The organism is Longimicrobiaceae bacterium, from assembly GCA_035696245.1.
Taxonomy (GTDB): Bacteria; Gemmatimonadota; Gemmatimonadetes; order Longimicrobiales; family Longimicrobiaceae; genus DASRQW01.
Genome location: DASRQW010000391.1, coordinates 1 through 8,726, shown reverse-complemented (window position 1 = coordinate 8,726; position 8,726 = coordinate 1). Strand labels below are relative to the sequence as shown.

Below are 8,726 nucleotides of genomic sequence, written 5' to 3'. Positions count from 1 at the left end.
CTCTGTAGCTCGCGGGGGATCTGCCCGCTGGCGATGAACGCTGCAACCTCGCGAACCGAGCGCGGCCACATAACGCAGCCGTTGATGGTGTGCACCTGCGTGCCATCGCGCCGGAAGCCGGCCGCGGCGGCGGTGTACGCGTCGCGGTCGGCCAGGTACAGGCCCGCGAGTCCGTAGAGGCGTCCGGCCGGCTTCCCCTCCGCCGCCAGCCGCGCGAAAGCCGCGGCGGCTGACCGTTCGGCGAGCAGCGCGCGGAATGCCTTCGCGTTCTCCGACTCCAGCGCGGCGAAGCCGATGCGCGCGCTCTCGAAGGTCACGGCGTCGTGCAGCTTCGCGTACGCCTGCGCGCCCGCAGCCGAGAGCGAGAGCGTGTCGGCCCGCGTGGCTCGCGCAGTCTGCGCGGCCGCCGGCGCGGCCGGGCCGAGCACCAGTCCCACCGCCAGCGCGGCGCCCGCCGCGATCTCCTTCAGCATCCGCATCGTCCCGCCTCCCGCTCGTTGTGCACGCGCCGGGAGAATCCCGCGCGCGCCGTCCATCCATCTACCGTGACGTGGGATACACCGCCCGTCGCGAAGGTTGCCTCGCGCCGGGGATTCGTGAGCGAGACGACGTCTGGCAGCGCGCCGCATCTCCCGGGATCAGGCCGGCCAACCCGCCTGGCGGGCGAGCCAGCGCTCCAGGACAGCGAGGACGTAGTCGGTCTCGGCGGGGGTGAGGGGGCGGGCCTTCGGGATGGCGTGCCACTTGGCGAGGCAGCCGCGGCAGCAGGTGCCGGTGGCGTGCTGGGCCACGAACGCGGGGTGGTTGCGCATGGGCGTCTGCTTGCCGTCGTTCGCGGGCTGGGCGGGCGCAAGGCGCTCGGCGATGAAGGCGGCGGCGTGCTCCATCACCGTCGCCAGGCCCTTCTCGCGAAGGTAGTCCAGCTCTCGCCCGCGCAGGCGGAACCGCCGCCGGAAGGCGGAGGTCTCGAGCCGCGCGAAAACTTCGTCCATGTCACGCATCTGCTGCTTGGGGGCGGGCCGGGCGGATGATCGGCAGGCCGGCGTTCGACTTCGCGGCCGTGGTTCGTTGTACGGATGGGCGGCTGCGGCGTGCCCGCTCGAAACGGTGCCCGCCAGCCACTCGTAGATGTACCCTGGAGGGGAGGCGCGGTGTCCTCAGATTGCACGGCCGGCGGCAGATCGCGCGGCGCGAATGTTCACGATGTGGCGGATTTACAAGTGTTTGCGCGGATCCGGCGGCGGCATGCTTGATGCCCTTCAGGATGACGGAAGGTGCGGAAACAAAGGCAGGAGACGATGGAGCTAACCCGTAAGTTCGTAGCCGCTTATCCCACGCGCTTCGCCGCGTACCTCGCGCTGGAGGTGGCGCTGATGCGCCGCTTCGTGGCGCGCGGCGGCACCGAGGAGGAATTCTGCCGCCGCCTGGCGCCGGTCTTCCACCGGCGGTACGCGCCGGTGTTGCTGGGCGCCGCGCCGGGCACGCGCCACCTGACGTCGGTAGATGGCACGTTCCGCCTGGCCCCCCACGACCACGAGCCTCGCGAGCGCGCCGCCGCGGCGCCCCACGAGGCCCACGCCCGTCACCGCATTGCCCCCGCCGCCTGACCTCCATCCGCTCTCCGCAGCACCCGCGATCCGCAACTCGACGAAGCTCCGCCGGCCAAACGCCGGCTCCGCAGCACCGCCTCCCAGATCGGGCGCATCCGCAAATCCGTCGACTCATCGTACATCTACCGGCTCGCCGCGCATCTACCAATGCCGCGCGCGGTCGCGACAGGCGGTTCGAATCCGGAGATGCGACGCGCGTCCACCGCTGCGCATCCGTGCGGAGCATACCGCACATCTGCAATCGTTCCAGCGAGTCGGCCCGCCGCACATCTCCCGATGCCGCTGTGAGTTGCACCAGCACGGCGGTGGATGGCCGGACGGGTGCTCGCACGGGTTGGCGGGGGATGCTAGATTCGCGTGAATGGGCCGGGCGGGAGACGTCCGGCGCGAGCCACGCTCCGTTCTTTCCGGGAGATAGACCAGTGATGAAGCGCTTCCTCGCCCTGGCTTCCGCTGCGGCGCTGTCCGCGTGCGTGTCGGTGCAGACCACCGCCAGCCTCAGCCACGTTCCCGCCACCAGCGCGGGCCTGGCCTGCGTGCGCGCCCAGGCAACAGCCCTGGGGTACACCGTTCACGGCAGCGACGCCGACCTGCGCGCCGAGCGCGCGGGCACGAGCGACCGCCTCACCGTCACGCCCAGCACCAGCGGCCTGTACCAGGTGCGCGCCGAGAGCTCTTACCAGCCCAAGACGCCGGAGGGCACCGCGACCCGACGCCGCGTGGCGCTGGACGCGGCGACCATCGAGGCGAACTGCGCCGCGGCGCGGTAGAAGGCCCTCACCCGGCTCGTAAAACTCGCCTGCCCTCCCCCGCAAGCGGGGGAAGGCACGGTGGTGGAGAATGCTGGGAGCGCCGCGCTCTGCGAACGGCATCTTCGCAGCCGGGGCGCTGGCAACTCGCGCTGCGCGCTGCGGGCCGGGCGGGTTGAGGGAGGATGGTGCGGGGTGGGGAGGATGCGGATCGTGCGGTTGGGCGAGATCATCGCCGAATTCCAACGCCTCGTCCCAAAGACGACCGCAGTTGGCAGCCGGGTGTTTCATCAGTCCGGCGGCGTTTCAAACGACGCACATTGCAGCGCGAGAACGCTGTTGCAGCAGCCCGCGAAAGCGGGCTTTCTGCTTTTACGGTCGCAGGTTTACCCGCCAGTCGTCCCGCCGCAGCTCGCCCGAGCCGCGCACTCGTCTACCCAGCGATTACTTCTCGACGGGGTCGCTGCCGGCGGGGACGGGGGCGTAGATGAGGTGGGAGACGGCGGGCTTCTCCCCGCCGATCTGGTAGGCGCGGACGCGGTCCTGCACCTCGCGGTCGGCAACGGTGGCGCGGGCGTGCTGGCGCAGGTGCTCGCCCCAGCTCTCGGCCATGAAGGTCTCCACGAAGCGGCGCGGGTCGGCCGTGTCACGGAAGATCCCCCAGTTGATGGCGCCGTCGCGCCGCCGCAGGATTCCCATCTCGCGCATGTCGCGCACGAACGCGTCCGCATCTTCCGTCCGCACGTGGTAATCGACCGTCACCAGCACCGGGCCCGCGTCCGGGTGCAGCTCGCCGTGCACCACCGGGTCGCGCCAGTGGCCGGACGGGGTGAGGTCCACGTCCTCGCCGTCGGCCAGGCGCCAGCGGAGCGCGGTGACGAGGCCTGCGACCAGGACGCCCGCGGCGGTGCCCAGCGCCACGCGCAGCCCCGCGTGGGTGGCCACCAGGCCCCACACGAAGCCGCCCAGCGCCATCCCGCCCTGGAACACCAGGACGTACAGCGCCAGCATGCGCGCCCGCACCCAGTCCGGCGCGGCGCGCTGCGTGGCGACGTTGAAGGCCGGCATCACCGCGATCCAGGCGATCCCCAGCACGAACAGCGCGGCGCACGCGGCCCACATGTGCGGCACGAAGGCGACCACCGCGGTCGAGGCGGCGTACACGGCGCTGCCCACGGTGACGAGCTGGTCGGTAGACAGCCTGCGGCGCACCGGCGGCAGCACGACCACACCCAGGATGGCGCCGATGCCGATGGAGCCCAGCAGGGCGCCGTACCCGATGGCTCCCAGCCCCAGCTCGCGCCGGGCGACCAGCGGCAGCAGCGCCCACACGGCGCTGGCGGAGAGGATGAAGGCGCTGGTGCGGACCAGCACCGCGCGAACGGCCGGCGAGTGCCGCGCGTAGCGGACGCCCGCGCGCATGGCCCCCGCCACGCGCTCGGCGGGGAGGACGCTGCTGCGCTCGGCGCTCTTCCAGCGGCGGATGACGAAGACGACGCCCAGGAACGACGTGGCGTTGAGCAGGAAGACGCCGCCCGAGCCCACGGCCGCCACCAGCGCGCCGCCCAGCGCCGGGCCCACCGCGCGGGCGATGTTGGTGGCGACGCCGTTCAGGGAGACGGCGGGCGCAAGCTCCTCGCGGGGAACGAGGTCCGGCGTGGTGGCCTGCCAGGCGGGGGTGTTGAGCGCGGTGCCCAGCCCCAGCACGAAGGTGAGCGACAGCAGCAGCCACGGCGTGGTCGCCCCGCCCACGGTGAGGCCGCCCAGCAGCGCGGCGGCCACCAGCATCCACCCCTGGGTGACCAGCAGCAGCTTGCGCCGGTCCACCACGTCCGCCAGCGCGCCCGCCGGGAGGGCGAGGAAGAGCGTGGGCAGGCTGGTGGCGGTCTGCATCAGCGCCACCATTAGCGTGCTGGTGGTGAGGCTGGTCATCAGCCAGGTGGCCGCCGTGTCGTGCATCCACGTGCCGACGTTGGATGCGATGGTCGCGATCCAAAGCGTGCGGAACACCGGGTGCCGCAGGGGCGCCCACGCGGAGTCCTCCGCGGGGCGTGGCGCTACCGGCTCAGGCATTCGCGTCCACCGTACCTCTCCCTTCCCGAGCTCCACCTGCGGTGCAGCCGCACCGTGAACGACAGCGCCACTCCGCCTCCGGGCGCGGCGGGAACGTATGCCTCACTCGCCGCGAAGGCAAACGGCCGTACATCGTTCCGTCAGATGAACGGCCGGTTTCGGTAGATGACCGGACCGCACCATCTCCGCGCCACATCGCCCGCGCTCCCCGGCGGTCATCCGGTAGATGAGCGGCGGCCGATCGCTTCACCATCTCGGCGGATGATCGGCCATCGTCCCGATCGACCGAGCCTCGCATCCACCTCATCATCCGCGTCGCTCGACAGCAGACATCCACGGAAGATGATCCCGCACGATGTGCTCCGGCCGCGCCGCCGATTGCCCGTCGTGCATCTGCCGTGCTGTGCTACGCCGGCTCGGGGACGTCCGCCAGGGCGTGGGTGACGCGGGCGGCGAGCTCGGGCGGATCGGAGCGGCGGATGGCGACGTCGGGCGCGCCGTGCCACGCGGCACACTCGCGGATGGCGCCCGCGACGTCGGCCACCAGCGCGTCCGTGGCGCGGACGCCGGGTTCGAGGTAGATGGCGCGCACCTCGAACAGCCCGTCCTTGCGGTGCGCCTTCGCGTCCAGCCGCCCGACGAGACGCCCGCGGCGGAGGATGGGCAGCACGAAGTAGCCCCAGCGCCGCTTGCCCTGTGGCGTGTAGCACTCGATGCGGTAATCGAAGCCGAACACGTCCAGCGCCCGCGCCCGGTCCCACACCAGCGGGTCGAAGGGCGAGAGCAGCGTGGTCAGCTTGGGGCGGATGGCGCCCGCCGCCGCGCTCTCCGCGAGCGCGAGGTTGTCCGGGTGCACGTACGCCTCGCCGTCCCAGCCCTCCACCTCGGCCTGGAGCAGCAGGCCCTCGTCCGCCAGGCGGGCGGGGATGGCGCGGCTGGTCGTCTTGGGCAGGCGGAAGTAGTCGGCCACCCAGCGGGCCGGCGCGACGCCCATCGCGCGGACGGACTTGAGCACCAGCGCCCGGTGCGCCTCCTCGGCCGTCGGCGCGGGGGCGTCGTTCCAGCCGGGCAGCACGCGGTCGCGCAGGTCGTACACGCGCTGGAACGCCTGCCGCCGCGCGATCATCAGCTCGCCGCTGGTGAAGAGCGCCTCCAGCAGGCGCTTCTCGGTCTTCCACTCCCACCAGCCGCCCGGCTGCCCGTCCGTACGCTCGAAGTCCGACGAGCGCACCGGGCCCAGCTCGCGCACGTGCTCCAGCAGCCGCGCCACCGTCTCCGGCCGCTCGCGGACGAGCGCGCCCGCGTACTTCCACCCCATGGACGACGCCTGCGCCATGCGGTGGCGGAAGAGCGGATAGTCCTCGATGGGGAGGAAGCACGCCTCGTGCGCCCAGTATTCGAACAGCTTCCCCTCCGCCAGCAGCTCGTCCAGCCAGCGCGGCGGGTACGCGCCGAGGCGGCTCCAGAGGACGAGGTACGGGCTGCGCGCCACGACGCTGATGGTGTCGATCTGCAGCGTGCCCATGCGGCGGATGCACGCCAGCACGTCCGCCTTCTTCGCCTTTCGCCGCGGGCGCCGGTCCAGCCCCTGCGCCGCCACCAGCAGCTCGCGCGCTGCGGCGGCGGTGAGGCTCACGGCGGGCTTGCCGGCGCTCACGCGGCGGCGGCCGGCTGGGCCTCGGCGGCGGGCTCCGCATCGCCTACGCGCGCCATCATGCCCGCGGCGAGGGCGCCCAGCGCGAACGCGGCGCCCCACAGTGCGGCGCCGCCCAGGCGCTCGTAGACCAGCGTTCCCGCCCACGGGCCCACGGTGAACGCCAGGCCGAAGCTCATGGTGTACGCACCCATGTACTCGCCCCGCCGCCCGTCCGGCGCCGCCTCGGCCACGAAGGCGCTCATCGTGGGGAAGAGCACCATCTCCCCGAACGTCCAGCACACGACGGTGAGCGCCACCGTCAGCGGCCCCGTAGCGAAGGCCAGCGCGCCGTAGCCGACGGCGGTGAGCATGGCCCCCAGCGCCATGGCGAACCGGTGCGACCAGTGCGCGGTCGCCAGGTTCAGCGGCACCTCCAGGAAGACGATCAGCACGGTGTTGATGGCGAAGATCGCGCCGTACAGCCGCACGTCGATGCCCAGGTCGCGCACTAGGAAGAGCGGCAGCGGGCCCACGTGCTGGAAGAAGACGGCGCTCACCAGCACCGACGAGAGCAGGAAGAAGAGCATCCGCCGGTCGCGCATCACCCCGCCCGACTCCGACAGCACCGCCGCGCGCTCGGCCGCAGTCGCATGCGCGGGCTTGGACAACCGCGAGCCCGCCAGCGCGAACGACAGCACCAGCGCCGCTCCGATGGAGGTCGCGCCATCCACGATGAAGAGCGCCGGGAACGAGTACGCGGCCAGGAAGCCGCCCACCACGGGCCCGATGCTCATCCCCAGGTTCACGGCCAGGCGGTTGAGCGCGATCACGGCCTTGCGCTGCTCGGGCCCCGCCACGTCCGCCAGCACCGAGAGGTTCGCCGGCCGCAGCGCCTCGGCGATCACGGACCAGACCAGCGTGAGCGCCAGGATGGCGGGCAGGGTGCGCGCGAGCGGAAAGAGGAAGAGCACCGCGCCGGTGAGGAAGAGCGAGCCCTTCATCACCCGTAGCGGCCCCACACGGTCCGCCAGGCGGCCGGAGAGCGGCGCACTCACCAGGCTGCCCGCGCCGTACGCCAGCAGCACGGTGGCCGCCCGCTCGGCCGGGAAGCCCAGGCCGCGCGTGAGGTAAAGCACCATGAACGGCAGCACCATGGTGCCCATGCGGTTCACCAGCGTGGCCGCGGAAAGCGCCCACACCTCCCTCGGCAGCCCGCCGAGCCCCCGCCACGGGTTGGGAATCAGCGCCAACGGATGCTCCTCTCCTCGATCTGCTGCGCGGTCGTGGTGTCCTCTTTCGCAATATACAACGAAGCGGGGCGATGCCTGGAGATGGGGATTCGGGAGATGTGGAGCAGCTTTCGCCCGTCGGTCGAAACCGCGGCGCCGGCTGCGCAAAGTCCCACTGCGGGGACTAACCCCGAAGGATCACCCCGCAAGGAAGCATCCGGAGCATGAGGAGCCATCGACCCTCTCCCGCTTGCGGGAGCTTGCGGGGGAGGGGCTGGGGGAGGGGACCCTTCTGGAGTTCCCCGGCGACAGCGGACACCTCAAAGCCGTAGATTAGCGGCGAGAGGAGGTGTCGATGAGCAGAAAGAGACGAGCGTTCAGTCGGGAGTTCAAGGCAGAGGCGGTGCGGCTGATCGCCGGGGGCCGTGAGGCGGTAGAGGTGTCGCGGGAGATCGGCGTACGCGTGGACACGCTGCGCAACTGGGTGAAGCAGGCGGAAGGACGCGCCGGGATGGGAGCCGAGGGCACGATCGGGAAGCTGAGGCGCTCGGGTGCGGACGTGGAGCTCCGGGAGCTGCGGCGCGAGATCGAGCTGCTGAAGCAGGAGCGGGACTTCTTAAAAAAAGCGGCGGCGTACTTCGCGAGCGGCCCGAAGTGAGGTATGCCTGCATCGAGGAGCACCGGGCGAGCTACGACGTGGCGATGATGTGCCGCGTGCTGGAGGTGGCACGCTCCGGCTATTACAAGTGGAGAGCGTGCTCGGGGCGCGAGCGGCGCGTCAGCGAGATGCGGCTCCTGCTGGAGATCCGGGCAGCGCACCTGCAGAGCCGCGGGAGGTACGGCGCGCCGCGGATCTGGCGGGAGCTGCGCGAGCGCGGCGTGGCGTGCTCGCGGGGGCAGGTAGAGCGGCTGATGCGGCAGGATCGCCTCCGCGGCAAGTCCAACCGGCCGCAGCGGCGCCGCAAGGTGGTGGAGGAGCAGGCGGTGGGTCTGGTTGCCGAGAACCTGCTGGCGCGGCGCTTCTCCCCCGAAGAGGCGGGAGGGCTGAATCGGGTGTGGGTGAGCGACATCACGTATATCCCGACGCGGCAGGGCTGGCTGTATCTGGTGCTGATCCTGGACCTGGCCTCGCGGCGGGTGGTGGGCTGGGCGATGGGAGCGGCGCAGAACACCGCGCTGGTGCTGGATGCGCTGGAGATGGCGGTGCAGAGCCGCCGGCCCGCCCCAGGGCTGATCCTCCACTCCGACCAGGGGTGCCAGTACACGAGCCGAGCGTATCAGGACCGGCTGGCGAAGCACGGGATGCGGTGCAGCATGAGCCGGCGCGGCACCTGTCTGGACAACGCCGTGGCCGAGAGCGCCTTCGCGACGCTGGAGTGCGAGCTGATCGAAGGAGCCGACTGGCACACGCACGCAGAAGCTCGACAGG

9 protein-coding genes are annotated in these 8,726 nt (G+C 71.7%); 4 read left to right on the top strand and 5 right to left on the bottom strand.

The genetic code is table 11. From position 1 onward, the window contains the following. Both VFE05_17785 and VFE05_17780 read right to left on the bottom strand, forming a co-directional pair. On the bottom strand, nucleotides 1-479 hold a 479-nt coding region (locus tag VFE05_17785), incomplete at its 3' end, for a hypothetical protein (protein ID HET6231928.1). A 159-nt stretch (nucleotides 480-638) separates the two neighbouring features. Then, the gene (locus tag VFE05_17780; protein HET6231927.1) at nucleotides 639-992 is read right to left on the bottom strand and encodes a DUF4186 domain-containing protein; all 354 of its coding nucleotides are present in this window, start codon (nucleotides 990-992) and stop codon (nucleotides 639-641) included. A gap of 306 nt (nucleotides 993-1,298) precedes the next feature. Between VFE05_17780 and VFE05_17775 the strand changes: the two genes are divergently transcribed. Then, nucleotides 1,299-1,607: a hypothetical protein gene (locus VFE05_17775; protein ID HET6231926.1), complete on the top strand. Its 309-nt coding sequence runs from the start codon at nucleotides 1,299-1,301 to the stop codon at nucleotides 1,605-1,607. A 428-nt stretch (nucleotides 1,608-2,035) separates the two neighbouring features. Then, nucleotides 2,036-2,380, top strand: coding sequence for a hypothetical protein (locus VFE05_17770; GenBank protein ID HET6231925.1), 345 nt, complete (start codon nucleotides 2,036-2,038; stop codon nucleotides 2,378-2,380). A 423-nt stretch (nucleotides 2,381-2,803) separates the two neighbouring features. Here VFE05_17770 and VFE05_17765 read toward each other — a convergent pair whose 3' ends face one another. The 3 genes from VFE05_17765 to VFE05_17755 form a co-directional block, all read right to left on the bottom strand. Then, entirely contained in the window at nucleotides 2,804-4,432 is a 1,629-nt protein-coding gene (locus VFE05_17765; protein ID HET6231924.1) for an MFS transporter, read from the bottom strand. A 406-nt stretch (nucleotides 4,433-4,838) separates the two neighbouring features. Further along, complete coding sequence (locus VFE05_17760; GenBank protein HET6231923.1) at nucleotides 4,839-6,089, bottom strand: crosslink repair DNA glycosylase YcaQ family protein; 1,251 nt, start codon at nucleotides 6,087-6,089, stop codon at nucleotides 4,839-4,841. Then, the gene (locus tag VFE05_17755; GenBank protein HET6231922.1) at nucleotides 6,086-7,318 is read right to left on the bottom strand and encodes an MFS transporter; all 1,233 of its coding nucleotides are present in this window, start codon (nucleotides 7,316-7,318) and stop codon (nucleotides 6,086-6,088) included. The genes VFE05_17760 and VFE05_17755 overlap by 4 nt, the downstream gene beginning before the upstream one ends. 334 nt (nucleotides 7,319-7,652) lie before the next feature. Here VFE05_17755 and VFE05_17750 point away from each other — a divergent pair, with 334 nt between their 5' ends. Together VFE05_17750 and VFE05_17745 are read left to right on the top strand one after the other, a co-directional pair. Beyond that, nucleotides 7,653-7,955, top strand: coding sequence for a transposase (locus VFE05_17750; GenBank protein ID HET6231921.1), 303 nt, complete (start codon nucleotides 7,653-7,655; stop codon nucleotides 7,953-7,955). Beyond that, nucleotides 7,952-8,726 (top strand): IS3 family transposase (locus VFE05_17745; protein ID HET6231920.1); only part of this gene is annotated, 775 nt, incomplete at its 3' end. The genes VFE05_17750 and VFE05_17745, both read left to right, overlap by 4 nt.